The 24,861-nt window shown below is 73.3% G+C and carries 21 protein-coding genes; 10 read left to right on the top strand and 11 right to left on the bottom strand.

Annotated features, from left to right (window positions below; all coding sequences use genetic code 11):
- Positions 1-41: 41 nt before the first annotated feature.
- Positions 42-1,754, bottom strand: coding sequence for a protein kinase (locus ACFV8H_RS27765; protein WP_380405141.1), 1,713 nt, complete (start codon positions 1,752-1,754; stop codon positions 42-44).
- A 286-nt stretch (positions 1,755-2,040) separates the two neighbouring features.
- Between ACFV8H_RS27765 and ACFV8H_RS27760 the strand changes: the two genes are divergently transcribed.
- Positions 2,041-2,967: a DUF4436 family protein gene (locus ACFV8H_RS27760; RefSeq protein WP_380405138.1), complete on the top strand. Its 927-nt coding sequence runs from the start codon at positions 2,041-2,043 to the stop codon at positions 2,965-2,967.
- A 78-nt stretch (positions 2,968-3,045) separates the two neighbouring features.
- On the opposite strand, the gene ACFV8H_RS27755 is transcribed toward ACFV8H_RS27760, so the two are convergent.
- Positions 3,046-3,684 carry a TetR/AcrR family transcriptional regulator gene (locus tag ACFV8H_RS27755; protein WP_380405135.1) on the bottom strand — a complete coding sequence of 213 codons (639 nt, stop codon included), beginning with the start codon at positions 3,682-3,684 and terminating at the stop codon, positions 3,046-3,048.
- 164 nt (positions 3,685-3,848) lie between these two features.
- Between ACFV8H_RS27755 and ACFV8H_RS27750 the strand changes: the two genes are divergently transcribed.
- The gene (locus tag ACFV8H_RS27750; RefSeq protein WP_380405132.1) at positions 3,849-5,072 is read left to right on the top strand and encodes an agmatine/peptidylarginine deiminase; all 1,224 of its coding nucleotides are present in this window, start codon (positions 3,849-3,851) and stop codon (positions 5,070-5,072) included.
- A 180-nt stretch (positions 5,073-5,252) separates the two neighbouring features.
- On the opposite strand, the gene ACFV8H_RS27745 is transcribed toward ACFV8H_RS27750, so the two are convergent.
- The 8 genes from ACFV8H_RS27745 to ACFV8H_RS27710 all read right to left on the bottom strand — a co-directional run bounded on the left by ACFV8H_RS27745 (position 5,253) and on the right by ACFV8H_RS27710 (position 15,244).
- On the bottom strand, positions 5,253-5,747 hold the full coding sequence (locus ACFV8H_RS27745; RefSeq protein WP_380405129.1) for a hypothetical protein: 495 nt from the start codon (positions 5,745-5,747) through the stop codon (positions 5,253-5,255).
- Between the two features lie 110 nt (positions 5,748-5,857).
- The gene (locus tag ACFV8H_RS27740; protein WP_380405126.1) at positions 5,858-7,066 is read right to left on the bottom strand and encodes an agmatine deiminase family protein; all 1,209 of its coding nucleotides are present in this window, start codon (positions 7,064-7,066) and stop codon (positions 5,858-5,860) included.
- Positions 7,067-7,131: 65 nt separating this feature from the next.
- Positions 7,132-8,169 (bottom strand): agmatine/peptidylarginine deiminase, encoded by a 1,038-nt coding sequence (locus ACFV8H_RS27735; protein ID WP_380405123.1) that lies wholly within the window; start codon positions 8,167-8,169, stop codon positions 7,132-7,134.
- A gap of 295 nt (positions 8,170-8,464) precedes the next feature.
- Positions 8,465-9,043 (bottom strand): TetR/AcrR family transcriptional regulator, encoded by a 579-nt coding sequence (locus ACFV8H_RS27730; protein ID WP_380405120.1) that lies wholly within the window; start codon positions 9,041-9,043, stop codon positions 8,465-8,467.
- A gap of 142 nt (positions 9,044-9,185) precedes the next feature.
- Positions 9,186-10,403, bottom strand: coding sequence for an agmatine deiminase family protein (locus ACFV8H_RS27725; RefSeq protein ID WP_380405117.1), 1,218 nt, complete (start codon positions 10,401-10,403; stop codon positions 9,186-9,188).
- 289 nt (positions 10,404-10,692) lie between these two features.
- Complete coding sequence (locus ACFV8H_RS27720; RefSeq protein ID WP_380405114.1) at positions 10,693-12,075, bottom strand: aspartate aminotransferase family protein; 1,383 nt, start codon at positions 12,073-12,075, stop codon at positions 10,693-10,695.
- Between the two features lie 346 nt (positions 12,076-12,421).
- Positions 12,422-13,540, bottom strand: coding sequence for a glycerate kinase (locus ACFV8H_RS27715; RefSeq protein WP_380405111.1), 1,119 nt, complete (start codon positions 13,538-13,540; stop codon positions 12,422-12,424).
- A 75-nt stretch (positions 13,541-13,615) separates the two neighbouring features.
- On the bottom strand, positions 13,616-15,244 hold the full coding sequence (locus tag ACFV8H_RS27710) for an L-lactate permease (protein ID WP_380405108.1): 1,629 nt from the start codon (positions 15,242-15,244) through the stop codon (positions 13,616-13,618).
- Positions 15,245-15,388: 144 nt separating this feature from the next.
- On the opposite strand from ACFV8H_RS27710, the gene ACFV8H_RS27705 reads away from it, so the two are divergent.
- A complete protein-coding gene (locus ACFV8H_RS27705) occupies positions 15,389-16,039 on the top strand; it encodes a GntR family transcriptional regulator (protein WP_380405105.1) in 651 nt (216 codons plus the stop codon).
- 46 nt (positions 16,040-16,085) lie between these two features.
- On the opposite strand, the gene ACFV8H_RS27700 is transcribed toward ACFV8H_RS27705, so the two are convergent.
- Positions 16,086-16,658: a TetR/AcrR family transcriptional regulator gene (locus tag ACFV8H_RS27700; RefSeq protein ID WP_380405102.1), complete on the bottom strand. Its 573-nt coding sequence runs from the start codon at positions 16,656-16,658 to the stop codon at positions 16,086-16,088.
- Between the two features lie 263 nt (positions 16,659-16,921).
- Here ACFV8H_RS27700 and ACFV8H_RS27695 point away from each other — a divergent pair, with 263 nt between their 5' ends.
- The 7 genes from ACFV8H_RS27695 (at position 16,922) to ACFV8H_RS27665 (ending at position 24,774) form a co-directional block, all read left to right on the top strand.
- Positions 16,922-18,124 (top strand): agmatine deiminase family protein, encoded by a 1,203-nt coding sequence (locus ACFV8H_RS27695; protein WP_380405099.1) that lies wholly within the window; start codon positions 16,922-16,924, stop codon positions 18,122-18,124.
- 150 nt (positions 18,125-18,274) lie between these two features.
- Positions 18,275-19,279, top strand: a complete 1,005-nt coding sequence (locus ACFV8H_RS27690; RefSeq protein WP_380405096.1) for an agmatine/peptidylarginine deiminase — start codon at positions 18,275-18,277, stop codon at positions 19,277-19,279.
- Positions 19,280-19,479: 200 nt separating this feature from the next.
- On the top strand, positions 19,480-21,129 hold the full coding sequence (locus tag ACFV8H_RS27685) for an ABC transporter substrate-binding protein (protein ID WP_380405093.1): 1,650 nt from the start codon (positions 19,480-19,482) through the stop codon (positions 21,127-21,129).
- A complete protein-coding gene (locus ACFV8H_RS27680) occupies positions 21,126-22,085 on the top strand; it encodes an ABC transporter permease (RefSeq protein WP_375893531.1) in 960 nt (319 codons plus the stop codon). The genes ACFV8H_RS27685 and ACFV8H_RS27680 overlap by 4 nt, the downstream gene beginning before the upstream one ends.
- On the top strand, positions 22,082-22,954 hold the full coding sequence (locus ACFV8H_RS27675) for an ABC transporter permease (RefSeq protein WP_380405090.1): 873 nt from the start codon (positions 22,082-22,084) through the stop codon (positions 22,952-22,954). Before ACFV8H_RS27680 ends, ACFV8H_RS27675 begins: the two co-directional genes overlap by 4 nt.
- 28 nt (positions 22,955-22,982) lie before the next feature.
- Positions 22,983-23,984 carry an ABC transporter ATP-binding protein gene (locus ACFV8H_RS27670; RefSeq protein WP_380405087.1) on the top strand — a complete coding sequence of 334 codons (1,002 nt, stop codon included), beginning with the start codon at positions 22,983-22,985 and terminating at the stop codon, positions 23,982-23,984.
- Positions 23,977-24,774 carry an ABC transporter ATP-binding protein gene (locus tag ACFV8H_RS27665; protein WP_380405084.1) on the top strand — a complete coding sequence of 266 codons (798 nt, stop codon included), beginning with the start codon at positions 23,977-23,979 and terminating at the stop codon, positions 24,772-24,774. Before ACFV8H_RS27670 ends, ACFV8H_RS27665 begins: the two co-directional genes overlap by 8 nt.
- Positions 24,775-24,861 lie beyond the last annotated feature (87 nt).

The following is a 24,861-nucleotide window of genomic DNA, read 5'->3' as shown; positions in this document are numbered from 1 at the left end:
TGCCGTGGGCGGTGACGGGCTCTCGGCCGTTCCCGGGGGTGTCAGCCGTTGCGGCGGTAGTGGTCCAGCGAGACCTTGACCGCCCCGTCCGCGCCCGCCGTCGACAGCACCCGGACGATCGCCAGCTCCTTGCCGTCCGCGGACCGGACGCAGAAGGCGCCGCGCGGTCCGACGGCGCTGAACGGCACCCGGGCGGTCGGACGGCTGCCGAGCCCCTGGAGGCACTCGGCCGGGCCGAGGCCGGAGTCCCGGCCGATGTAGGAGTCGGCGGTCTCCGGGATGAGGAACTCGCTGTCGGTGCGCCCCACGTACCAGTTCACGGTCTCGACCGGCACCACCGTGCCCGAGGCCAGGTCGAACTCGTAGTTCGGATCCGCCGAGGTGAGCTCCACCGCCCGGTAGTCGGCGGTGAAGTCGGCGGCGGGCGCGGGTGGCGTCGAGCGGCTCGGCGCGGTGGTGGCGGAGGGCGTGCGGGCGGGGCCCGACGGGCCGGTGGGCGCCGTCGACGCGCCGGGCGCGGGGGAGCCGGCCACCGGGGTCTCGGCCGTCGCCGCCTCCACCGGGTCCGAGTCGTCGAGCACGAACACCGTCGCCGCGGCGCCGACGGCCAGGGCGACCACGGCGACCAGCGCGGTGCGCCCGCGCATCCGCTTCGGCCGCGCGGTCGACCTGGGCGCGGCCGAAGCGGCAGACGCGGTCGGTACGGCGGGCGCGGCGGTGGCGAGCACGGTCGGCGTCGGCGTCGGCGCCGGGATCGCTGCGGGAGCCAGCATCGTCGGGGCCGCGTTCAGGCCGGTCCCGCCGGTCCCGGCAGCTTCGGCGGGCGTCTGCGGCAGTTCGGTGTGCCGGGTGATCTGGCTGGTCAGCGGCTGCGGCAGCCAGTCCTCGCCGAATCGCAGCTGCCCGCCCACCGCGGGGTGGCCGGCCGCGGCGGCGATCACCTCGGCGGTGGTCGGCCGGTCCTCGGGGCGCTTGGCCAGGCAGCGCCGGAGCAGGTCGCGCAGGCCCTCCGGCACCCGGTCGAGGTCGGGTTCCTCGTGGACGGTCCGGTAGAGCGTGGCCGGGTGCGGGCCGTCGCCGAACGGCGGGGCGCCGGCCGCGACGTGGACGGCGAGGGCGCCGAGCGCCCAGACGTCGGTGGCCGCGGTCGCGGACTGCCCCATGGCCTGCTCGGGGGCCATGTAGGCGGGGGAGCCGATCTGCAGTCCGGTGCCGGTCAGGGCGACGGCGTCGGCCGCCCGGGCGATGCCGAAGTCGATCACCCGGGGGCCGTCGGCGGCGATCAGCACGTTGCCCGGCTTGAGGTCGCGGTGGACCACCCCGCTGGCGTGGATGGCCTGGAGCGCCTCGGCGATCCCGGCCATCAGCAGCAGGACGGTGCGCTCGGGGAGCGGGCCGAACCGCTGCACCACCTGCTGGAGCGAGGGGCCGGGCACGTAGGTGGTGGCCAGCCACGGGGTGGCGGCGTCCGGTCCGGCGTCGACCAGCTGGGCGGTGAACAGGCCGTGGATGAGGCGGGCGCTGGCCACCTCCTGGGCGAACCGGGCCCGGAAGTCCGGGTCCCCGGCCAGCTCGGGGCGCACCACCTTGAGCGCCACCGGGCGGCCGCCCGGGGTGTACGCGAGGTAGACCCGGCCCATGCCGCCGGCGCCGAGCCGCGCGTACAGCCGGTGGCCGCCGACCTCGCGCGGGTCGTCCGCGGTCAGCGCCTGGAAGACCGGCTGGAGGGCGAAGGGGGATCGGTCAGCGGACATGGGGCGGCCTCTCTCGGCGGACAAGGAGGGGTGGGGCACGGATGGCATCGCCGCGAAGTTTAGAGGTTCCCTCAGGGGACGGTGCAGCGGGCCCGGCGTAGGGCCGGTGAAGGGCTGGTAGAGCGGTCGGGGCAACGGGAGCGATTCGGGCATTTGACTGAATTTTCAGTTCAATGGAGGATGCGGGGCAACCCAGCGGAAAGCCCCGGACGAGACACCGGCGCGCGGCAGCCCGGACGGCAGCGATCCTGCCCCGCCTCCGGCGCGCGCTCCAGGAAGGACCACCGTGCAGGCCACCATCGACGAGACCGGCGCACCCCCCGCCACGCCGCCCCGAGCCCCCCGCCGCCGCAGCTGGCGCTTCGCCGTCCTCCTGGCGATGGTCGTCGCCCTCTGCGGCAGCGGCATCGGCCTCTACCTGAACGAACGCAACACCCGCGAGCAGACCCGTGAGCTGGCCGTCCCCTCGGCCGCCGACTGGATCGAACTCGACGTCACCGCGCAGGACGTGGACCCGACGGCCCAGCAGCTGACGCTCTACGTCACGCCTGTCCCGCACGGCCGCTTCGCCGCCGGCCCGGGCTCCCAGACCTTCGCCCGCCCGGTCGAGATCAGCGTCACCGGCACCCCCAAGGTGACCGTCAAGGCCGCCGAGGGGGAGACCGCGCCCTCCCAGCTCGTCCAGGTGGGGATCTACGACGGCACCAAGACCGACTACCCCTTCGACCGCTACCGCATGGAGGTGGGCTTCGCCGCCACCAGCGGGGGCGCGGCCGTGCCGGTCGGCGTGGTCCTCACCGACACCGACCCGTTCTTCGTGCTGCGCCCGCAGGCCACCACCGCGAGCAACGGCGCGGTGGCCCTGGACACCAGGATCACCCGCTCCCGCAGCACCTTCATCCTCTCCTGGTTCATGATCGCGGCGATGTGGGCCATCGCCCTGGCCGTCCTCGGCGCCGCCGAGGTGCTCTACCGCAAGCGCGAGGGCCTGGTCTGGCCCTCCCTGGGCTGGATGGCGGCCAGCCTGTTCGCCCTGATCGGCATGCGCAACGCGGCTCCCGGCGCGCCGCCGATCGGATCGCTGATGGACTACGTGGCGTTCTTCTGGGCGGAGGGGATCATCGCCGCGAGCCTGGCCTGCACCGCCTGGTGCGGCATCCGCACCGAGCACCGGCTGCGCCGCGAGAAGGAGGCCGAGGCCGAGGGCGCCTGACCGCACCCACCCGCCCGGCCCCCACGGGCCCGGGCCGGTCAGCGGGTCAGCTGGTTAGCCGGTCAGCGGTTCGGCCGGTCACCCGCTCGCGGACAGTGCGGCCATCAGCCTGCGCAGCACCCGCCCCGCGTCCACCGTCCCGTCCAGCGAGCCGATCGCGGCCAGCCCGTCCACGGCGGCGGCGAAGGCCTCGCCCAGCGGGCGGGGGTCGGAGCCGTCGCCGCGCTCGTCCGCCAGCGTCCGGAACAGGCGCACGAAGCAGGACCGCCAGCGTGCGTACTCCGCCTCCAGACTGGCCCGGACCCGCTCGTCGTTGAGCGCCAGCCAGTGCAGCGCCGCGTGCAGCCGGGCCAGGTCGGGGCTCTCCGGCCGGGTGAGCAGGGCGAGCACCCGCTCCGCCCGCTCGGCGTAGCCGCCCGGGCCGTCCACCGCCTCCTCCAGCGGGGTGATCCATTCGGGCCGGATGTCGGCGACCACCGCGACGATCAGTTCGGTGCGGTCGGCGAAGTGGTAGTGGCACATCCCGTGCGAAACCCCGGACAGCGCGGCCACGTTGCGGGTGGTGAACCGTCCGGCGTCGCCGCCCGCGAGCAGCGTCCGGGCCGCCGCGATCAGCCGGGCCCGGGTCTGCTCGCCCTTGGCGGAGGCCCGTGCCCGGCCGGTGCCGCCCGGCGCGGAGGACGCCTCCCGCGCTGTTCCTGTCGCCCGTGTCGCCATGGCCGCCACTGTAACGAGCGGGGCGGCCGCGGGAGGGGCGGGCCGGAAAACGATTCGGAGGGATCCCCACCCGATCCTTGCGCGAGATATTGACCGAGCGCTTGGCCAGTTCTACCTTCTGGGCAACTCCACGGCCGTCGGCCGGAACTGACACGGAGGTAGAAGTGGACGATCGCGATCACCACAGACCCGACCCGGCGCCCCTCGGGCGCCTCGGCCGGCGCGGGTTCCTGGCAGCCGCCGGGCTGACCGCCGCCGGCGCCGCGCTGACCGGGTTGAACGCGCCGCAGGCCGCCGCCCGCGGCACGGCACCCGGCCGCACGGCACCCGGCCGCACGGCACCCGACCGGACGGCACCCGGCGGCAGGGCGCCCGCCACCACCGGCTACGCCGTCCCGGTCGACACCGTCCCGCACACCCGGACCTGGATGGCCTGGCCGGACAGCACCGGCATCTGGCGCAACAAGCTCAGCGGCGTCCAGGCCAACATCGCCCTGATCGCCAAGACCATCGCCAAGTACGAGCCGGTCACCGTGTGCGCCAACCCCGCCAGCGTCGCCAAGGCGCAGTCGATGTGCGGCTCGCGGGTCACCGTCATCGGCACCATCCCCGTCGACGACTGCTGGATGCGCGACACCGGTCCGGTCTTCCGCACCAACGGCGCGGGCGGCCTGGACACGGTGGGCCTCAACTTCAACGGCTGGGGCAACAAGCAGACGCACGCCAACGACGCCCTGGTGGCCCAGCGCGTCGCCGCCTACCTCGGGATCCCGTTCACGGCCGCCGGACTCGTCGCCGAGGGCGGCGCCGTCGAGACCGACGGCGCCGGCACCCTGATGGCGACCAGCAGCAGCATCGTCAACTCCAACCGCAACCCCGGCCTGTCCCAGACCCAGATCGAGTCCGCGCTGTACGCCGCCTACGGTGCCTCGAAGATGATCTGGTTCCCCGGCATCCAGGGCCAGGACATCACCGACGACCACGTCGACGCGACCTCGCGTTTCCTCGGTGCCGGTGCGGCCGCCGTCCAGATGCCGCTGTCCGGGGACACCGACGTCTGGTCCAACGACGAGCGCCAGCAGTACCAGATCCTCTCGGGCGCGACGAGCGCGCAGGGGGTCAGGATCGCGGTCAGCCGGATCCAGGGCCCCGACTACAACCTGATCCGCTCGACCGACCCCAACTTCGTCGGCTCCTACGCCAACTACTACCTCTGCAACAACGCGGTGATCTCCGCCCAGTTCGGCGACACCTCGGCCGACGCCGCCGCCAAGGCCGCGCTCGCGCGGCTCTTCCCCGGCCGGACCGTCGAGCAGCTCAACATCGACTACCTCGGCGCGGGGGGCGGCGGCATCCACTGCGTCACCCAGCAGCAGCCCGCCGTCTGAACCCACCACCCCGGTAAGGCCGCCCCACCATCCCGGCTGAACCCGTCACCCCGGTAAGGCCGTTGAGGCCCGGTCCGCCACCCCGGCCGGGACAGCGGTCGACGCGACGACGGAGTGCCCCCGCCCGGTCGATCCGGGCGGGGGCCCACCGTCGTCCGGTGGAAGCGGCGGCCCCGGGCCTCACCACCCCGGGCGGGCCGCGGTGGTGAGGGCGAGGGTCAGCAGCAGCCCGCCGCCCGGATTGGCCCCGGCGGACAGGGCGCCGCCGCCCGCCGCGCTCAACCGTGCGGCGGCACAGGCCAGTTCGGCCGTCGTGCGGTGGGTGCCGGGGGATCCGGAGGGGACCGCGGGCAGCCGGTGGCGCGCCTCGCCGGCCAGGTCCGGCCCGCGGTCGGCCACCTGGACCCGGATCCGGTCGGGCGTCCCGGGCCGGCCGGCGGTCAGCTCGGTGCGGACCAGTACCCGTGCCCCCGGCGGGCTGCGCCGCAGGGCGGACTCCACCATCGCGACCAGCACCGCGTCCAGGTGCTCCTGGACGGCGGGCACGGCCGGCAGCCGCTGCGCCGACCGCACGGTCAGCGCCTGCGGCGGTACGCCGGCCACGGCCCGGGCCACGGCGGTGGTCACCGTCGCCCAGCCGTACGGGAGTTCACCGGCGGCCTCGCCCGCGGCCACCTCGCCCCCGACCGCCGGCCGGGCCGGCCGGCCCCGCAGGACGGCCGTGAGCCGGGCGAAGCGGCCTCCCCGCGCGCCGGGCGCGGCGCCGCGCGGCAGCCCGTACCCGGTCAGCCGACGGCCGGGATGTCGTGGGTGGCGCAGTGGATGCCGCCGCCGCCGGCCGCGATCGCGTCGATCTTCACGGGGACGATCTCCCGGCCCGGGAAGTACTGCTTGAGGACCTGCTGGGCGCGCTCGTCGGCCCGGGCGTCGCCGAACTTGGGCAGGTAGACGCCCTTGGAGCCGACGTAGAAGTTCATGTACGAGGAGACGAAGGCGTCGCCGCGCCCGGTGATCTTGTCCGGGTCCGGCTGCTGGAGCTCGATCACCTGGAGCTTCTTGCCGGTCGCGTCGGTGGCGTTCCTGAGCACGCCGCGGGCCTGCTCAGCCGCGCGGGACCAGACGTCCGCCGGGCCGCCGGGGAAGGACTGGTCGAGCAGGACGACGCCGGGGGCGACAAAGCGGGCCAGGCAGTCGACGTGGGCGTCGGTGATGTCCTTGCCCTTGACGCCGGCCAGCCAGATCACCTTGGTCACGCCGAGCGCCTTCTTGAGCTCGGCCTCGACCTGGTCCCGGCTCATCCCCGGGTTGCGGTTCTCGTTGACGACGGAGCTCTCGGTGACCATCAGGGTGCCCTGGCCGTCGGTCTCGAAGGAGCCGCCCTCGGCGACCAGCGGGGTCTCGACGCGCTCGACGCCGAACTTGGTCAGCACCGTCCGGGCGATCTTGGAGTCGTTGGCGTGCTGCTGCTTGTTGCCCCAGCCGTTGAAGTTGAAGTCGACGCCCTTGACCTTGCCGCCCTCCTCGACGAACACCGGCAGGGTGTCGCGGGCCCACAGGTCGTCGACGGCCACCGGCACGACCTCGACGGCGGCGCCGCAGGCCTTCTGGGCGGCCTCCTTCTGCTCCGGGCGGGCCATCAGGACGACGGGTTCGCGGGCGGCGATGGCCTGGGCGAGGCCGGCGATGTCCTTGCGGACGTCCGGCAGCTGCTCGCCCCAGACGGTCTCGGAGGCGGGCCAGGACATCACGGTGCGCTGGTGCTTCTCCCACTCGGCGCCGAAGCGGCGGGCGCCGGGGGTGCCGGGCTGCTGGGACGGCGGCACGGCGCCGTCGAGGTCGCCGAGGTCGTTGGGGTCGCAGGCGGTCAGGCCGAGGGTGAGGACGCCGACTCCGGCGCCGATGCCGGCGATGGAGCGGATCATGCCGCGGCGGGACAGGGCGTCGGGCGTACGGGCGTCGGGCGTACGGGTGTTGGTCATACGGGTGTTGGTCATACGGGCTCTCCGGGCAGGGTTCGAGGGTGGTCCGGGAAGGAGAACGGGGGCGGCTCGCGCTCCGGCTACGGCAGCGGCTCCTGCATGGTCGAGCAGTGGATGCCGCCGCCCCCGGTCATCAGCCGGTCGACGTCGAGCTGGACGACGTGGCGGCCGGGGAAGGCCGCGGCGAGCGCGTCCCGGGCGGCGGCGTCCTTGTAGGCGTCGCCGAACTGGGCGGTGATGACCCCGCCGTTGACGAGGACGAAGTTGAGGTAGGAGTCGACGAACTTGGAGCTGCGGGAGCGGACGGTGTCCGGGCCGTGCACGGGGATGACCTGGAGCCGGCGGCCGCGCGCGTCGGTCGCGGCGGAGAGGATGGCGAACTGCTCGCGGGCGTCGCGCGCCCAGGAGTCGTTGCGGTCGGCCGGCGGCAGCTGGACCATCACCACGCCGGGGCGGATGAACCGGGAGGTGACGTCGACGTGGTCGTCGGTGATGTCCTCGCCCTTGATGCCGGGCAGCCAGATCATCTTGTCCGCGCCGTAGGCCTCCAGGACGGCGTCCTCGATCTCGTCCCGGCTCATGCCGCGGTTGCGGTTCTTGTTGACCAGGCTGCTCTCGGTGGCCATCACGGTGCCGTCGCCGTCGGTCTCGACCGCCCCGCCCTCGCCGACGAAGTCCGCGTAGGAGTGGCGCAGGCCGCGGTGGGCGGCGATCCGCTCGGCGGCCCGGGCGTCGTCGTAGTGGACCTGCTTGTTGCCCCAGCCGTTGAAGTTGAGGACCACGGCCTCCAGGCCGCCGTGGCCGTCCCGGCGGAACACGGGGGCGATGTCGCGCATCCACAGGTCGTCGGTGGGGATCGCGGTGATCACCTCGACGGAGGGGCCGCACCACGAGCGGGCCTTGTCCGCGGTGTAGTCGTCCGGGGCGCACATGACCACCGGCTCGAACTGGGCGATGGTGCGGGCGATCAGGGCGATGTCCTCCTGGACGCCGCCCAGGCGCAGCCCCCACACGCCCCGGCGGGAGGGCCAGGACATCCAGGTCCGCGCGTGCGGGACGTCGTCGGCAGGCACCCAGGGGCCCGACTCGCCGGAGTGGTCGTCGTGGTAGTAGCTCACGGTGGTCTCCTGATCGTGCGGGGTGCGCAGGTGCCGTTCGCGCCGCGGCCCCGGGGGCCGGTCCGCCGTCGGGGGAGGGGCCGCAGCCGTCTCCACTCTCCTGGTCACGGCGCGTGGGCGCACAGCGGGACGGGGTCGACGGACGGGGCGGGCAGCGCCTGCTGTCCCCTGCAGCGTCGCACTGACTAAAAAGTCAGTCAAGTTCGGGCAATGGCCGTGACTCTCACCGCAGGCACCGTCACGGAGCGCGCCGTCCGCCCGGGTCGCCGGCCCCGGCCCCGGTGGTTCAGGCGGTTCAGGCTTCGAGCCGGGCGATCTCGGTGTCGATCGCCTCGGTCATCAGGGCGCGCGCGTGGGCGACCGGCAGGCTGCCGCTGAGCCAGCGGGTGCTGAGGCCCTCCAGCAGCGCGGTGAGCCGCTCGGCGGCGCCGGCCAGCGCCAGCGCGGAGGCCGTCGGCCGGATCACGCCGAGCAGCCCGGCGGTCTCCTGCACCCAGAGGCGGGTGGCGCGCGCGAGGTCCTCGCGCAGGGTCTCGTCGAAGACGGCGCTGGCCCGCAGCTCGCCCCAGGCGGTGCTGTTCTCCCGGACCTCGACGCTGTCCTGGAGCTCCAGCAGCAGGGTCTGCTCCAGTTCCTCCCGCGCGGTCGGCGGCGGGGCGTCCGCGGGGCGGTCGGTGGTGTAGCCCTCGGCCCGGTCGCTGATGAACTCCAGGGTGCTCCGCAGGATGCCGGTGCGGTCCTTGAAGTGGTAGTAGATGAGCGCGGTGGACACGCCCGCCTCGGCGGCGAGCTCCTCCACCCGCAGCCCGCGCACGCCGCGCCGGGCGATGACGCGTGCGGCTGCTTGCAGGATCGACGTTCTACGACTGGCCATGGGTCGCCACCCTACCCGGGCGTAGGGCCGGGCGGCCGCCCCGGCTGACCGATCGGTCAGCCGGTCGGCCGTATCCGGGCGGGTGGCGCCCCTGGGGAGCGGCTCCGGGGTGCGGCTCCGGGGTGCGGCTCCGGGGTGCGGCTCAGGCCGCCGGCGGCACGACGGGCTGGGACTGGGTCGCGCAGTGGATGCCGCCGCCGCCCGCCGCGATGGCGTTGATCCGCACCGGGACGACGGTGCGGCCGGGGTACTCCGCCGCCAGGATCGCGCGGGCCGCGTCGTCGGCCGCGGCGTCCCCGAACTGGGGCATCAGCACGGCGCCGTTGGCGGTGTAGTGGTTGGTGTAGCTGGCCAGGAAGGACGAGCCGGTCCCGTCGATCCTGTGGTGGTCGGGGCCGGGCAGCTCCACGATCGTCAGCGGACGGCCCTTGGCATCGGTGGCGCTCTGCAGCACCTGCTTGGCCTGCTGGTAGACGTCGACCCACAGCGGGGCGGAGCCCGGCCCGGGCTTGTCGAGGATGACCCGGCCGGGCGCGCTGAACCGGGCCACGCAGTCGATGTGGCTGTCCGTGATGTCCTGGCCCGCCAGGCCGGCCAGCCAGATCACCTTCTCCACGCCGAGCGAGGACTTGAGCCGCTGCTCGACGTCGCTCTGGCTCAGCCCCGGGTTGCGGTTGGGGTTGACCAGTGAGCTGACGGTGGCGAGCAGGGTGCCCTGCCCGTCGGTCTCCAGTGAGCCGCCCTCGCCGGTGAAGGGCGCCTGGACGCGGTCGATCCGGTACTGGGCGAGCAGCGCGGCGGCCACCTTGGCGTCGTTGGCGAAGGCCTGCTCGTACTTGGTGCCGGTCTTGCCCCAGCCGTTGAAGTTGGTGTCCAGGCCGGCGACGGCGCCCGGGCCGACCAGGAAGGTCGGGCCGAAGTCCCGGATCCACAGGTCGTCGTTGGAGACCGGGAGGAAGGTGATGCCGTGGGAGAAGGGGATCGAGGCGGTGTTGCAGAGCGGGGTGGCAGCGGCCACCGACTCCGGGTTGATCACCATCACGACCGGCTCGAAGCGGGAGACCTCCTTGGCGAGGTTCGCGATGTCCGCCTGGACGGCGGGGAGTTGGGCACCCCAGGCGGAGGTCGGTTCGGGCCAGGCCAGGAAGGTCCGGGTGTGCGGGTCGGTCTCGGCAGGCATCCGCAGCGTCGGCGCGACGCCGGGGGCGGGGGCGGTGCCGGAGGTGCCGGGGGCGGCGCCGGTGCCGGAGCCGTCGGCGGCTCGGGCGGTGCCGGCCAGGAGCGGGCCGAAGGCCGCCAGGGGTGCGGCCGCGGCGCCGTAGCGCAGGAGTCGGCGGCGGGAGAGCGCGGGGTGGTTCATCTGGGCCTCTCGCAAGGTCGGAGCGCCCCGGGCAGTCGGATGCGGCCGAGCGGGAGATGCTGTCGGCGCGGGCCCGGGACGGGCGGGTGCGGGATGCCCTCAGCCTCTCCCGGACTGAAAAGTCAGTCAAGATGTACCCCCTGGTGGTAGGTGTCCGAAATCGTGGAGATTTCGTACCCACCACCAGGGGGCGGGCGGAGCCCGGTCCGTTCCCTCGCGGACGGGCCCCTACCGACCGCCCCTGGCCCGTGCCGTCCGGGAGCTGTCGGTGTTCATGGGTGTCGATCGGTCAGATGCGGTTGTGGGCCTCGGTGAGGCAGTGGCGCATGATCTGTTCGATCTCGTCGAAGGTGTTCTGGTCGGCGGTCAGGGGCGGGGCGAACTGGACGACCGGGTCGCCGCGGTCGTCGGCGCGGCAGTAGAGGCCGTTGTCGAAGAGGGCCTTGGAGAGGTAGCCGTAGAGGACGCGTTCGCACTGTTCGTCGGTGAAGGTGGTCTTGTTGGCCTTGTCGGTGACGAGTTCGACGCCGTAGAAGTAGCCGTTGCCGCGGACGTCGCCGACGATGGGCAGGTCGCGGAGCTTGTCGAGGGTCTTGAGGAAGTTGCCCTCGTTGGCGAGGACGTGCTGGTTGAGGCCTTCGCGTTCGAAGATGTCGAGGTTGGCGAGGGCGACGGCGGCGGAGACGGGGTGGCCGCCGAAGGTGTAGCCGTGGGGGAAGACGGCGTCGCCGGTGTAGAAGGGTTCGGCGATGCGGTCGGAGATGATGGTGGCGCCGATGGGGGCGTAGCCGGAGGACATGCCCTTGGCGCAGGTGATCATGTCGGGGATGTAGCCGAACTTGTCGGCGCCGAACATGGTGCCGAGGCGGCCGAAGGCGCAGATGACCTCGTCGGAGACGAGGAGGACGTCGTGGCGGTCGCAGATGGCGCGCAGGCGTTGGAAGTAGCCGGGGGGCGGGGTGAAGCAGCCGCCGGCGTTCTGGACGGGTTCGACGAAGACGGCGGCGACGGTGTCGGCGCCTTCCTGGAGGATGGCGGTTTCGATCTGGTCGGCGGCCCAGCGGCCGAAGGCCTCGGGGTCGACGGTGCCGTCGGGGCCTTCGAGGAAGGCGGGGGCGCGGTAGATGTTGGTGTTGGGGGCCTTGTGGGTGCCGGGGACCAGTGGTTCGAAGGGGGTCTTGTAGGCGGGTAGGCCGGTGATGGACAGGGCGCCCTGGGGGGTGCCGTGGTAGGCGATGGCGCGGGAGATGACCTTGTGCTTGCCGGGTTTGCCGGTGAGCTTGAAGTACTGCTTGGCGAGTTTCCAGGCGGTCTCGACGGCTTCGCCGCCGCCGGTGGAGAAGAAGACCTTGTTGAGGTCGCCCGGGGCGTGGTGGGCCAGGCGTTCGGCGAGTTCGATCGCCTTGGGGTGGGCGTAGCTCCACACCGGGAAGAACGCGAGTTCCTTGGCCTGCTTGGCGGCGACCTCGGCCAACTCGGCGCGGCCGTGGCCGGCTTGGACGGTGAACAGGCCGGCCAGGCCGTCCAGGTAGCGCTTGCCGTTGCTGTCGTAGATGTAGGTGCCCTCACCGCGGACGATGGTCGGTACGGGCGCGTTCGCGTACGACGACATCCGCGTGAAGTGCATCCACAGATGGTCGTACGCGGTCTTCGACGAAGAGTCCGCTGTCATTCGGTGTCCTCAGCTGTAGGGCCGTTCCCGTGACGTCGGGAAACGGGGGGCGCACGGCCGGGCGCGGAAGTTCCTCGCGCGGATTCGCCGTGGCAGGGGGTGCGGCAGGGGCCGCGACGGGCGAGCGGCACGCCGCCGTGCGCCGCTCGACTCGACGTGGATCTTGCCCGAGGTGGCGTCAGTCGTCAAGTGATTCCGTCGAGTTGCTGCGGAACCCCTTCGGATTTCGTTGTCGATGGCCGGATCCGATGCCCATCTCGACAGTACGGTCGGTGCCCGGACGCCGGAGCGCCCCCGACCTGCCACTGGCGGGTCGGGGGCGCTCCGGTGCGGGGCTCCAGCCGGGCTACGGGCGCGCGGCGGCCCCGACGGCGGCGAGGCGGCACACCGCGTAGGCCGTCCTGGTGAGGTCGTCGGCGCCGTGGCGCAGCGCGGTGTCGAGGTCGCGCGGGCCCGGGCCGATCGGCAGCACGGCGGTGGCGCCGTGGTCGTACAGCAGCTCGGCGCCGGGGCTGAGCGTGCCGCCGAGCACGACGCAGGGCACCGCCGCCGCCGTGCAGGCGTCCACGACGCCGCGGACGGTCTTGCCCGCGCTGGTCCCGGCGTCCACCTTGCCCTCCGCGGTGAGGCAGAGGTCCGCGCCGGCGAGCCGTTCCTCGAAGCGGGTCAACTGCCGGATCAGGCCCGCCCCGGGCACCAGGTCGGCGCCCAGGGCCAGCAGGGCCGCGCCGAGGCCGCCGGCCGCGCCCGCGCCGTCGGCGGGCCCGGCCCCGGTCAGCAGTGGCGACAGCGCCCGCAGGCCCTCGTCCAGTAGTCCGACGGTGTCCGGCCGCGCGCCCTTCTGGGGGCCGAAGACCCGGGCGGCGCCGTCCGGCCCGAACAGCGGGCTGGTGACGTCGGCCGCGACCAACAGCTCGACGCCGGCCAGCCGTTGGCGGGCGGGGGCGAGGTCGATGCGGTGCACCCGGGCGAGGTCCGCCCCGCTGCCGCGCAGTCGGTCGCCGTCCGCGTCCAGGACCTCGGCGCCGAGGGAGGCGAGCAGTCCGGTGCCGCCGTCCATGGTGGCGGTGCCGCCGAGGAAGACCACGATCCGGCGGGCGCCCCGGGCGACGGCCGCCAGCACCGGGGCGGCCAGGCCCGCGCTGGAGGCGCGCAGCACGTCCGGCTCGGTGCCGGCCAGGGCGTCCCAGCCGATCGCCTCGGCCGCCTCGATCAGGGCCGTCCCGTCGTCGAGGTGCCCGACCGGCACCGGGAGCGGGCGCCCGAGCGCGTCCACGCTGTCCACGGTGGTGACCGTGCCGCCGAGGGCCGCCTGGACGGTGAGCCGCGAGCCCTCGCCGCCGTCGGCGAGCGGGTGTTCCACGGGTGTGCCGCCGGCCGCGCGGATCCCGGCGGCGAGGGCGGCGGCCGCCTGGGTCGCGTCCAGCGAGCCGCGCAGCTTGTCGGGGGCGCAGACAACGCGCATGGTGGGTCCTTCCGTTGGGGGTGGCGACGGGGCGGGACGGGGCCGGCCGTCCCGCCGCGGTGGGGCGGCGACCGGTCAGACGGTCATCCAGCCCAGCACCGGCGTCGACTGGAGGTAGACGAGCAGGGCGAAGGCGGCGAGCAGGCCGAGGCTCCAGCCGAGCACCCGGCGGAAGATGGTGCTCTCGCTGCCGGGCAGGCCGATCGCGGCCGCGGCGACGGCCAGGTTCTGCGGGGAGAGCATCTTCCCGAGCACGCCGCCGCTGGAGTTGGCGGCGGCGAGCAGCGTCGGGTTCAGCCCGGTCTGGTGCGCGGCGGTCACCTGGAGGACGCCGAACAGCGAGTTGGCCGAGGTGTCGGAGCCGGTGACGGCGACGCCGAGCCAGCCCACGATCGGGGAGAACAGGGCGAAGGCGGTGCCGGTCTGGGCGAGTGCGGTGCCCAGGCTGACGGTCTGGCCGGAGAGGTTCATGACCCAGGCGAGGGCGAGCACGGCGGTGACGGTGACGACCGTCCAGCGCAGCCGGTGCAGGGTCGCCCCGTACGCCCTGGCCGCGGTGCGCGGGCCGATCCGGTAGAGCGCCATGGTGAGCAGGCCGGCCAGGAACAGCACCGTGCCGCCGCCCTTGAGGTGTTCCAGCTTGAAGGTCACGGCCGAGGCGGGCTGTCCGGTGGGGGTCTCGACGTGCAGGCCGGGCCAGGTGAAGTGGAGCGTCCCCTCGGTGGTCAGCCAGTCCTTGACCGGGCCGACCTGGGTGAGGGCGAACAGCGCGCAGATGATCAGGTACGGGGCGAAGGCCAGCAGGGCGCCGCCCTGCGGAGCGGGCTCGGCGTCGGCGTCGGCGGCCTCCGGGGTGCCGTCCGCCGCGCCCGCCGGCGCCTGTCGGACGGTCCTCGGCTGCCAGACCCGCAGGAAGCCGACCACCGCGACCAGGGTGGCGATGCCCGCGACGATGTCGGTGATCTCCACGCTGCCGAAGTTGGCGCAGAGGAACTGGGCGAGCCCGAAGACCAGTCCGGCCACCGCGGCGACCGGCCAGGTCTCCCGGACGCCGCGCCGTCCGTCGAGCAGCAGGACCAGGATGAGCGGGATGAACGCGGCGATCAGCGGGGTCTGGCGCCCGGCCATCGCGCCCAGGTCGTGCAGCGGCAGGCCGGTGACGCCCGCCAGGGTGGTCAGCGGGACGCCGAGGCTGCCGAAGGCGACCGGCGCGGTGTTGGCCACCAGTGCGACGGTCGCCGCCTTGACCGGGGCGATGCCGACCGCGATCAGCATCACCACGGTGATGGCCACCGGGGTGCCGAACCCGGCGAGCGCCTCGATCAGCGCACCGAAGCAGAAGGCGATCAGGATGGCCTGGACGCGCTGGTCGGCCGAGATGCTGCCGAAGGAGCGCCGCAGGACGGCGAACCAGCCGGTGACCTCGGTCATCTTGTAGATCCACAGGGCGTTCACCAGGATCCAGAGGATCGGGAACAGCCCGTAGAAGCCGCCCTCGGCCGCGCCGGAGAGGGCTTGGCCCGCCGGCATGCCCCAGACGAACACCGCCAGGGCGATCGCGAGCACCAGCGAGGCCACCGCGGCGAGGTGTGCCTTCACCCGGAAGACGCCGAGCAGCACGAACAGGGTGAGCAGCGGCAGCGCCGCGCAGAGTGCGGACCACAGCAGTGAGCCGGCCAGTGGATCGAGGACCTGGCGGTACATGGAACCTCCTGGAACGCGACGACCTTGTCGCGTGGAGCGTGGGGTGGGGGAGTGGGGTTCCCAAAGTTGTAAGACAAGTGTGCACGGCAGTCAAGAGTTCACGTATGGTAACTTAGCGGAGCCGATCGACACCCTGGAGGAATGATGGCCACCCGCCCACAGGCGACGTCCCTCATCGACGCGCTGGTCGCGGAACTCCGCGAGCAACTGCTCGACGGGCGGCTCCCGGGTGGCACGGTGCTGGTGGAGACGGACATCGCGGGCCGGTACGAGGTGGCGCGGCCGACGGCCAAGGCCGCCATCGAGCGGCTCACCGGGGAGGGGCTGCTGCGGCGCGACGCGCACCGGAGCGCCCGGGTCCCGGTGTTCGACGCGGACGACGTCGCCGACCTCTACTACGTCCGGACCTGCGTCGAGCGCCAGGTCATGCGGGAGCTGGCGCAGCGCAGGCTCGTCCCGCCGGCCGCCGTGGAGGCGCAGGCGCAGATCCGCCGACTGGCGGAGGCGGAGGACTCGGCGGTCGCCTCGGTGGAGCCGGACGTCCGCTTCCACCGCTCGCTGGTGGACGCCCTCGACAGCCCGCGGCTGAGCCGCAGCCACGCCTCGATCATGGCCGAGATGCGGCTGTGCATGGCCCAGGTCCAGACGTACAAGCTGCTCAGCATCGCCGAGATCGCCGACGAGCACGACGCGATCCTCGCGGCGATCGCCGACGGTGACACCGAGCAGGCGGACCGCGCGCTCGCCGTCCACCTGGACCGGGCGAGCGCGCGGCTGCGCGAGCGGATGGGCTAGTCCCCGACCTTGAAAAGCCGCGGTCGGCCCGGCCGCCCGCGGGGGTTCAGCGCCGGGCCAGCTCCGTGTCGACGGCGCCGCGGAGCAGTCGGCGGGCGTGGTCGAGGCTCAGTGAGCCGCTGAGCCAGCGCACGCTGAGGCCCTCGGTCAGGGCAGTGAGCCGTTCGGCGGCGGCCGCGTGGGCGGGGGCGGTGCCGGTGGGGTTGGCGCGGGCGAGGAGTTCGGCCACGTCGTGCACCCAGGTGTGGGTGGAGCGGGCGAGTTCCTCGCGCAGGTCGGGTTCGAAGACGGCGGTGGCCCGCAGTTCGCCCCAGGCGGTGCTGTTCTCGCGGACCTCGGCGGTGTCCTGGAGTTCGCGCAGCAGGACCCGTTCCAGGTCGGTGCGCGGGTCCTCGGCCCGGGTGGCGGGCTCCTGGTCGGCGGTGTAGTGGTCGGCGCGGTCGCTGATGAACTCCAGCGTCCGGCGCAGGGTGCCGGCCCGGTCGGTGAAGTGGTAGTAGATCAGCGCGGTGGACACCCCGGCCTCGGCCGCGAGCTCGCCCATGCGCAGTCCGCGGATGCCGCGTCGGGCGATGACGCGGGTGGCGGCTTCGAGTATCGCTGTCCGACGGTCCGACATGAGCGGTCACTCTACCGGGATTCGGGCCGGCTCGTTACACAATCCTGACGAAAATTTCAGGACTCCCTTCCGAGGGCTCCCCGAGACCGGCTCCCTGGTCAGCGCGCCGCACTGCCCTGGTGTAGACCGGTGGTCCGGGGTTGGCCGGGGTGTTCCGAAGGTGACCGAAAGGTAACTGTCCCCCAGGGGCTTGACTGAATTTTCAGTGCGGTGAAGGATGCGGGGCAACCCCCACACCTCCCACCTCATGCAGGGAGCGTTTCTTGAACACCCCCACCCCCTCAAGAAGAAGCCTGCTCCGCTTCGGCGCGGCCGCCGTGCCGCTGGCCGCCCTCACCGCGGCCTTCCCGGCCGCCGCCCGGGCCGACGACGCCCAGGCGGCCACGGCCACGGCGACGGAATCGGCCACGGGATCGGCCACCGCCACCCCGCGGCTGCGGATGCCGGCCGAGAGCGACCGGCACGACCGCACCTTCATGGCCTGGCCCGCCCTCTCCTCGATCTGGGGCAGCAAGCTCTCGGCGGTCCGCGACGACATCGCCCGGGTCGCCTACGAGATCTCCCGCTACGAGCCGGTCGTCCTGGTCGCGCGCCCCGCCCAGGCCGCGAGCGCCCGGTACTGGTGCGGCCCCGGCAGCACCTACGGCATCACCGTCGTCGAGATCCCCAACGACGACCTGTGGATCCGCGACTTCGGCCCGACCTTCACGGTTGCGCCCGGCACCGTCGCCGGGGTCGACACCCACTTCAACGGCTGGGGCAAGACCGGTACCCCCTACTACCAGCCCTTCGCCGAGGACGCCGCGGTCGCGGCGAGCCTGCTCGCCGAGTACGGCGTCAGCCGCGTCAGCGCCTCCTTCACCGGCGAGGGCGGCGCCCTGGAGACGGACGGCCAGGGCACCCTGCTGGCCACCGTCAGCTCGCTGGTCAACCCGAACCGCAACCCGGGCATGACCCAGGACCAGGTCGAACAGGCCTTGAAGAGCAGTCTCGGCATGGACAAGGTGATCTGGCTGGCCGGTCTGGCCGGCCAGGACATCACCGACGACCACATCGACTGCCTGGCCCGCTTCACCTCCGCGGGCCGCGTCGTCCTCGACAAGCCCGGCCCCGGCACCGACCAGGTCTGGATCGACGTCTACCAGCAGGCCAAGCAGGTCCTGCAGAGCGCGACCGACGCCCAGGGCCGCGCCCTGACCGTGGTGGAACTGCCCGGCCCGGACCGCACCCTGATCCGCGGCCGCGGCAAGGACTTCCTGTCCAGCTACACCAACTTCTACGTCGCCAACGGGTCGGTGTTCGTGCCCCAGTTCGGCGACGGCTACGCCGACGGCCTGGCCTACACCATCCTCCAGGCCGAGTTCCCCGGCCGCGACGTCGTCCAGATCAACATCGACAACATCGCCTCCGGCGGTGGCGGCATCCACTGCGCCACCCAGTCCCAGCCCGCCGTACCGGCGGTCTAGGCCCCCCAACCCCTCGGCGGCCCGCCCGGTACCCCACGGCGGCGGGCCGCCGAGGCCTCGGCCCCGGGGCCTGCCCGGCGGATCCCGCCGGGCCCCGACGCCGAGCCCGCACCACAGCACCGCACCAGTTCCGAACGGAAGAGGAAACCCGTGACGTTCCGAATGCCCGCCGAGTGGACCGAGCACGAGGGCTGCCTGATGGCCTGGCCCGTACGGCCGGACCTCTGGGGCGACACCCTGGCCGAGGTGAAGCGCGAGTACGCGACGGTCGCCCGCGCCATCGCCGAGTTCGAGCCGGTCACCATGGTGGCGCCGCCCGGCCACGGCGACGAGGCGCGCGAGCTCTGCGGCGAGGGCACCACCGTGGTCGAACTCCCCCTGGACGACTCCTGGTTCCGCGACAGCGCGCCGATCTTCGTGCTGGACGGCGAGGGCCGGCGGGCCGGCGTCGACTTCCGCTTCAACGCCTGGGGCCGCAAGCACCACCCCTGGGACACCGACGACCGGATCAGCGCCCTGCTGCTGGACCACCTGGGCGTCCCCGCCGTCCGCTCCGAGATGATCCTCGAAGGCGGCGCCATCACCGTCGACGGCGAGGGCACCCTGATCACCACCGAGCAGTGCCTGCTCCACCCCAACCGCAACCCGGACCTGAGCCGGGAGGAGATCGAGGACGAGCTCAAGGCCCGCCTCGGCGTCACCAAGGTGATCTGGCTGCCCTACGGCGGTGCGCTGGACACCGAGACCGACGGCCACGTCGACGGCGTCTGCGCCTTCGTCGCCCCCGGCAAGGTCGTCGTGCAGCTGCCCGCCGACCCCGAGCACCCGGACTACGTGCGGATGCGCGCCAACCGCACCGTGCTGGAGCACTCCACCGACGCCCAGGGCCGGCCCTTCGAGATCGTCGACGTCCCGCAGGCCGCCTTCGTCGAGGTCGACGGCAACCGGGTCGAGGTCGGCTACCTCAACTTCTACCTGGCCAACGGCGGCGTCGTCGTCCCGGTCGCCGACCACCCCGAGGACGCGGGCGCGCTCGCCGTCCTCGCCGCGGCCTACCCCGACCGCAAGGTGGTCGGCGTGCGCGCCCGGGTGATCGCCTACGGCGGCGGCGGCGTCCACTGCATCACCCAGCAGATCCCGGCCGCCCGGGCCTGACCCCCGGCCGCCCGGGCCTGACCCCCGGCCGCCCGGGCCTGACCCCCGGCCGCCCGGGCCTGACCCCCGGCCGCCCGGGCCGGCCCCCATCCGGCCCACGGACGCGACCGCCCCACCGGCGCGTCCCCCGCGGACCGGTACGGCCCGCACCCCGTACCGCTCCGCACCTCCCGTTCCGCACCGATCGGAAGACCACCCTCATGACGCTCGCACCCGCGAGACGCGCCACCAAGCGCGGCCGGCTCGCCCTCGCCACCGCCCTGCTCTCGGCCGCGACCATGGTCGCCGCCTGCTCCGGCCCCCCGCGCGGCGGGGACTCCGGCCAGGCCGGCTTCCAGCTCTCCGCCTCCACCCCGCCCGCCAAGGGCGAGATCGACTCCTTCACCTGGGCCACCTACGCCGAGCCGCCGACCCTCGACTACATCCAGGCCTTCGACTACCCGCAGAACACGATCCTCTCCAACGTCTGCGAGAGCCTGATGCGCTGGACCCCCCAGCTCACCCTGGCGCCCGGCCTGGCCGAGAAGGCCACCAACCCGGACCCGACCACCTGGGTCTACGACCTGCGCTCGGGGGTGCACTTCCACGACGGCACGGTGATGACCGCCGACGACGTCGTGTACAGCCTCGGCCGGCAGACCGACCCCAACAACGCGGCGGCCTGGGCCCAGACCTTCCAGAACGTCGACTCCATCACCAAGACCGGCCCGCTCCAGGTCACCGTCAAGCTCAAGCAGGCCGACTCCCAGTTCCCGCAGTACATGGCCACCGCCGCCGGCGTCGTCGCCGCCAAGGCCGGCATCGAGGCCGCGGGCAAGGACTACGGCACCACCGGCAGCCTCGACTGCACCGGCCCCTTCAAGCTCGGCACCTGGGCCAAGGGCCAGTCGCTCGAACTCCAGCGCTTCGACGACTACTGGGGCACCAAGGCCAAGTCGAAGAAGGTCGTGTTCAGCTTCCTCACCGACTCCTCGGCCCGCACCAACGCGATGCTGACCGGCGACGTCGACGGCGGCTACCTCATCCCCACCGAGAGCTACGACCGCCTCAAGAAGAGCGGCCCGGGCACCCTCTACTTCGGCGAGGGCCTGAGCACCGTCAACGTCAACGTCACCAACATGCAGGGCGCGCTCGGCGACGTCCGGGTGCGCCAGGCGCTGTCGCTGGCCCTGGACCGCTCCGGCTTCGTCAAGACCGGCCTGGCCGGCTCCGGCACCGTCACCGGCTCCCTCACCACCAAGGCCGCCTGGGCCTCCGCCCCCGACGACGTCCGCAAGAGCGCCTTCGACGGCCTCACCCCCACCACCCAGGACATCGACAAGGCCAAGGCCCTGGTCAAGGAGGCCGGCGCGAGCGGCAAGACGCTCGTCATGGCCACCAGCACCATCGGCCAGGACGTCTCCCTGCTCGCCACCGCCGTCCAGGCCGCCGGGACGAAGATCGGCCTCGACATCCAGCTCAGGACGATCGCCCCGAACGCCTTCACCGCGCTGTTCACCGACGCCAAGGCGCGCGAGGGCATCGACATGTTCCCGGAGACGTACTACGACTCCATCACCGACCCGCTCGACCTGCTCGTCAACTTCCGCACCGGCGCCTACCAGAACTTCGCCGGCTACAGCGACAAGGCCTACGACGACCTGATCGACCAGGCCACCGCCGAGTACGACCCGGCCAAGCGCGGCGCGATCGAGGCCAAGCTCCAGCAGGCCGCCTCCCAGCAGCTGCTGTGGATCCCGGTCGCCGAGTGGCCCACCGCCGTCTTCCTCAACAAGCGGATCACCGGCGCCCCGACCACCATCTCGTACATGTACTACCCGTGGGCCGCCGATGTGGGGGCCGCACGGTGAGCTTCCTCCGATTCGCCGCCCGGCGGCTGGTCGAGATGGCGGTGACCCTGCTCGGCGCCTCGTTCGTGGTCTTCGGGGCCATGTACCTGGCGCCGGGCAGCCCCGCGAGCTTCCTCCTGTCGGGACGGTCGGCCTCGCCGGCCGCCCTCCAGGCGATCAACGAGCAGTACCACCTCGACGACCCCTTCCTGGTGCGGTACTTCCGCTGGCTCGGCCAGGTGCTCCAGGGCGACTTCGGCCGCTCCATCACCTACCGCACCGACGTGTCCAAGCTGCTCGCCGACCGGCTCCCCGCCACCCTGCTGCTGGTCGGCATGGCCCTGGTGATCGTGGTCGTCATCGGCCTGGCCCTCGGCCGGCTCGGGGCGGTGCGCGGCGGCACCACCGACTCCACCATCCTGGTCACCACCACGATCGCCCTCGGCACGCCGTCCTTCGTCGCCGCCGTGCTGCTCCAGGGCCTCTTCGCGGTCAAGCTCGGCTGGTTCCCGGTCGGCGGCGTCGGCGACGGCCTCGGCGACATGCTCTGGCACCTCACCCTGCCGGCGCTCGCCCTCGCGCTCTACCTCATCGGCATGCTGGCCCGGGTCACCCGCGCCGCCATGCTGGAGGCCCTGGAGGGCGAGCACGTCACCGTGGCCCGCAGCCGCGGCGTCCCCGAGCGCGAGGTGATCCGCCGCCACGTGTTCCGCAACTCGCTGGGCACCGTGCTGACCACCGGCGGCCTGATCGTCTCCACCCTGCTGGTCTGCACCATCCTGGTGGAGTCCGCGTTCAGCATCGGCGGCATCGGCCAGCTCCTCGAACTGTCCACCACCACCAAGGACTTCCCGACCGTCCAGGCCATCTCGCTGATCATCGTCGCCCTGTTCATGACGGTGAACCTGGTCGTCGACCTGCTCCACCCACTGGTCGACCCCCGGGTCACCCTCGGCTCCAGGAGGTCCGACGCATGAGTGCCGGTCTCATCGAACGGTCGGGCCTCACCCGCCGGCCCGGCCTCGGCCGGATCAAGGCCGCCCGCGCCCCGCTCTACCTGGCCTGCCTCGGCTTCGCTGTACTGGTGGTGCTCGCCGCCCTGCTCGCCTCCCTGCTGTCGCCGTACGACCCGAACGCCGTCGACCTGGGCAACGCCCTGGCCGGGCCCTCGCCCGACCACCTGCTCGGCGTCGACACGGCCGGGCGCGACACCCTCTCCCGGCTGCTGATCGGCGCCCGCACCTCGCTGCTCGGCCCGCTCGGCGTGGTCGTCTTCTCCACCGTCGCCGGCATCGCCGTCGGCCTCGCGGCCGGCTGGCGCGGCGGCTGGCTCGACTCCGTCCTCTCCCGCAGCACCGAACTGGTCTTCGCCTTCCCCGGCATGCTGCTCGCCATCCTGATCGTCTCGGTCTACGGCGAGGGCCTGCTCGCCCCCGTCGTCGCCCTGGCGATCGCCTACCTGCCCTACGTCTCCCGGCTCACCCGCTCCCTTGTGCTGGCCGAACGGACCCGGCCGTACGTCTCCGCCTACCAGGTCCAGGGCCACTCCGCCCTGCAGATCTGCCTGCGGCACGTCCTGCCCAACATCGCGCCGGTCGTCCTCGCCCAGTCCGCCGTCAACTTCGGCTACGCCCTGATGGACCTCGCCGGCCTGTCCTTCCTCGGCCTCGGCGTCCCCGCCCTCACCCCCGACTGGGGCCGGATGGTCTTCGACGGCCAGACCGCGATCCAGCACGGCTACCCGCTCTCCGCGATCCTGCCCTGCGCCCTGATCGTGCTCACCGTCGTCGCCTTCAACGTGGTCGGCGAGCGCTGGGCCGACCGCGTCGCCCGGAGGTCCGCATGAACGACCACCGCACCACTGGAAGGACCCTGTGAACGCCCTCGACATCCAGGGCCTGCGGCTCCAACTGCCCGGCACCGCCCGGCCCGTCCTCGACGGCGTCGACCTCACCGTCGCCCCCGGCGAGACCGTCGCCCTGGTCGGCGAGTCCGGCTCCGGCAAGACCCTCACCTCCCGCACCGCCCTCGGCCTGCTGCCGTCCGGCGCCGCACCGGAGGGCACCGTCCTGGTCGACGGCGAGGACGTCCTGACCATGGCGCCCGCCCGGCTGCGCACCCTGCGCACCGGCCAGGCCGCGATGATCTTCCAGGACCCCCGGGCCGCCATCAACCCGCTGCGCCGGATCGGCGACTTCCTCACCGAGAGCGTGCGCCTCACCGGTGCCATGAGTGCCGCCGACGCCGACCGGCGGGCCGTCGAACTCCTCGACGCCGTCGGCCTCGGACCGGAACTGCTGAGCCGCTACCCCGGGCAGCTGTCCGGCGGCATGCTCCAGCGCGTGATGATCGCCGCCGCCCTGATGGGCGACCCGATCCTGCTGCTCGCCGACGAGCCCACCACGGCGCTCGACGTCACCAGCCAGGCCGAGGTGGTCGCCCTGCTCGGCCGGCTGCGCGAACGCTTCGGCACCGGGCTGCTGTTCGTCACCCACGACCTCGGCCTCGCCGCCGCGATCAGCGACCGGGTCTACGTCATGTACGCCGGACGGATCGCCGAGACCGGCCCCGCCGCCGAACTCTTCGCCCGGCCCCGCCACCCCTACACGGCCGCCCTGCTCGCCTCCACCCCCCGACTGGACGCCCCGGCCGGCCGGCTCGCCGCCATCGACGGCCAACCACCGGACCTGCGGCAGGAGTTGACCGGCTGCGCGTTCGCCGCCCGGTGCTCCTTCGCCACCGAGGTGTGCCGGGAGCAGACCCCCGAGCTGGCGGGGGAACACCCGGTCGCCTGTCACCACCCGCTCGGGGACGGTCCGTTCGGGGACACCCCGGTCGGGGACGGCCCGCTCGAAGGGAGCCGCGCCGATGCCTGAGCCCGTACTCCAGGTCACCGGACTGCACCGGACCTTCGGCAGCGTCCGGGCGGTGGACGACGTCTCCTTCACCCTCGACGCCGGCGCCTCGCTCGGCATCGTCGGCGAGTCCGGCTCCGGCAAGACCACCACCGCGCGGATCATCGTCGGCCTCGAACAGGCCGACGAGGGGCGGGTCACCGTCCACGGCCGACCGCGGACCGGCCGCGCCCGGGGCAGGGCCGAGCGGCTGGCCCGCGCCCGCGAGGTGCAGATGGTCTTCCAGGACCCGTACCTCTCGCTGGACCCGCGCACCAGCGTCGAGGCCGTGCTCCGGGAGACCCTGCGGCTGCACTTCCCGGAGACCGACCACCAGGCCCGGATCAAGGAACTCCTCGACCAGGTCGGGCTCGGCACCAGGGCCGCCGACGCGCTGCCCCGCCAACTCTCCGGCGGCCAGCGCCAACGCGTCGCCATCGCCCGGGCGCTGGCCGTGCGGCCGGCCGTCCTGGTACTGGACGAGGCGGTCGCCGCCCTGGACGTGTCCGTCCAGGCGCAGGTGCTCAACCTGCTCGCCGACATCCGCGAGGAGACCGGCATCGGCTACCTCTTCATCACCCACGACCTCGGCGTGGTCCGCTGCGTCACCGACGAGGTCGTGGTGATGCGGAACGGAAGGATCGTCGAGGCCGGACCGACCGCCCAGGTCCTCGACGACCCGCAGCACGCCTACACGGCGCTGCTGCTGGAGTCCGTCCCCCGGCCCGGCTGGGATCCCGACGGGATCGCCGCCGCGCGCCGCGCGCTGTAGCGCGACCCGGGACCGACAGGTGGTGGGACCTGCCGGTCCCGGGTGAGGACGGCGCGGTCGGACGGCGCCGGGCGGCCGCGGCTCGGC

The sequence above is a fragment of the Kitasatospora sp. NPDC059827 genome (genome assembly GCF_042731675.1).
In the GTDB taxonomy this organism is placed as follows: domain Bacteria; phylum Actinomycetota; class Actinomycetes; order Streptomycetales; family Streptomycetaceae; genus Kitasatospora.
Note: the sequence above shows the minus strand (reverse complement) of the source record. Positions and strands in the feature narration are given on the sequence as shown.

Coding starts and splice junctions, on each gene's coding strand:
- ACFV8H_RS27765 (WP_380405141.1), bottom strand. CDS start 1,754: ATGTCCGCTGACCGATCCCCCTTCGCCCTCCAGCCGGTCTTCCAGGCG.
- ACFV8H_RS27755 (WP_380405135.1), bottom strand. CDS start 3,684: ATGGCGACACGGGCGACAGGAACAGCGCGGGAGGCGTCCTCCGCGCCG.
- ACFV8H_RS27740 (WP_380405126.1), bottom strand. CDS start 7,066: ATGACCAACACCCGTATGACCAACACCCGTACGCCCGACGCCCGTACG.
- ACFV8H_RS27730 (WP_380405120.1), bottom strand. CDS start 9,043: ATGGCCAGTCGTAGAACGTCGATCCTGCAAGCAGCCGCACGCGTCATC.
- ACFV8H_RS27725 (WP_380405117.1), bottom strand. CDS start 10,403: ATGAACCACCCCGCGCTCTCCCGCCGCCGACTCCTGCGCTACGGCGCC.
- ACFV8H_RS27720 (WP_380405114.1), bottom strand. CDS start 12,075: ATGACAGCGGACTCTTCGTCGAAGACCGCGTACGACCATCTGTGGATG.
- ACFV8H_RS27715 (WP_380405111.1), bottom strand. CDS start 13,540: ATGCGCGTTGTCTGCGCCCCCGACAAGCTGCGCGGCTCGCTGGACGCG.
- ACFV8H_RS27710 (WP_380405108.1), bottom strand. CDS start 15,244: ATGTACCGCCAGGTCCTCGATCCACTGGCCGGCTCACTGCTGTGGTCC.
- ACFV8H_RS27705 (WP_380405105.1), top strand. CDS start 15,389: ATGGCCACCCGCCCACAGGCGACGTCCCTCATCGACGCGCTGGTCGCG.
- ACFV8H_RS27700 (WP_380405102.1), bottom strand. CDS start 16,658: ATGTCGGACCGTCGGACAGCGATACTCGAAGCCGCCACCCGCGTCATC.
- ACFV8H_RS27685 (WP_380405093.1), top strand. CDS start 19,480: ATGACGCTCGCACCCGCGAGACGCGCCACCAAGCGCGGCCGGCTCGCC.
- ACFV8H_RS27675 (WP_380405090.1), top strand. CDS start 22,082: ATGAGTGCCGGTCTCATCGAACGGTCGGGCCTCACCCGCCGGCCCGGC.
- ACFV8H_RS27665 (WP_380405084.1), top strand. CDS start 23,977: ATGCCTGAGCCCGTACTCCAGGTCACCGGACTGCACCGGACCTTCGGC.